General features: G+C 34.1%; 1 protein-coding gene and 1 pseudogene. Both read left to right on the top strand.

All coding sequences use genetic code 11. The features are described 5' to 3' along the window. Positions 1–28: 28 nt before the first annotated feature. A complete protein-coding gene (locus tag PX636_RS02395) occupies positions 29–688 on the top strand; it encodes a type II restriction-modification system restriction endonuclease (protein ID WP_052276420.1) in 660 nt (219 codons plus the stop codon). A 2-nt stretch (positions 689–690) separates the two neighbouring features. Beyond that, a pseudogene (locus PX636_RS02390) lies at positions 691–1,170 on the top strand (SAM-dependent methyltransferase); the annotation flags it as partial.

Raw genomic sequence — 1,170 nt, 5'->3', positions numbered from 1 at the left:
ACGAGGAGATTAATTAATTTAGCTATATATGTCAAGATTAACCCAAGAATCTTTAGGTAATGAGGCGGCTATATTTTCAGCTTTAGAGTCTCAACATCAAGAAGCTTCGCTCTACGGTGTTACAGATGGTAAAGCGATCGGAACCTACTTAGAACAAAAGTTTAAACTATATCTAAAAGAAAAATATGATTTTGTTGAGGGTAATGCAGCCAGTGGTATCGATTTTCCTGAGTTGCTGGTTGATATAAAAGTAACCAGTACTAAACAACCACAATCATCTTGTCCTTTTAAATCCGCAAGACAAAAGATTTTTGGCTTAGGATATTCCTTAATTATTTTTGTTTATGAAAAGTTAGATAATAGTCTCAATCGCACTGCCAATTTAAGAATGATCACGACAATTTTTGTATCGGCTGAAAGAACAGCTGATTTCCAGATGACTCGTGGTATTCGCAACATCTTAAACAATCAGGGTAACAAAGATGATTTAATTGCCTTTATGTTAGATAAAAACTTACCCGTTGATGAAATGGAAGCAGCCAATATAGCCGATGAAATTCTTGCTAATCCTCCAGTACAAGGATTTTTAACCATTTCCAACGCCTTACAGTGGAGACTACAATATACTAGAGTAATTGATCTTGCTGGTCAAGAAGAAGGATTAATCGCTATTTATAGAGAGAATTAGTAATGTCAGTTTCTCCAGTTAAAGTTGAATACGGCGACTTTCAAACTCCTTTAGAGTTAGCCGAAAAGATTTGCCAAAAGTTATCACAAATAAATGTTAATCCCAAGGTAATTATTGAGCCAACTTGTGGTACAGGAAACTTTTTAAAATCGGCAGCAGTTACCTTCAAACAAACTGAAAAAATTCTTGGCTTTGAAATTAATCCTAATTATGTTGCACAGATAGCCCAAGATGAGCAATTATGCCAAGATACAAGAATACAAGTTCATCAAAATAATTTTTTTGACTGTGATTGGAATGCTCTAACTCAAGCATGGAAAGAGAATATTTTATTCTTGGGGAATCTACCTTGGATAACAAACTCAAAACAGGGATTGATTAATGGTAGCAATTTACCGCAAAAAAGTAACTTTCAAGGTTATCATGGTTTAGATGCTATCACAGGAAAAAGTAACTTTGATATTTCAGAATGGATGTTAATT

It is taken from the genome of Microcystis sp. M53598_WE2, from assembly GCF_030067735.1.
GTDB classification, from domain to species: Bacteria; Cyanobacteriota; Cyanobacteriia; order Cyanobacteriales; family Microcystaceae; genus Microcystis; species Microcystis aeruginosa.
The sequence above is the reverse complement of the archived record's forward strand: the minus strand, read 5'-3'. Positions and strand labels throughout refer to the sequence as shown.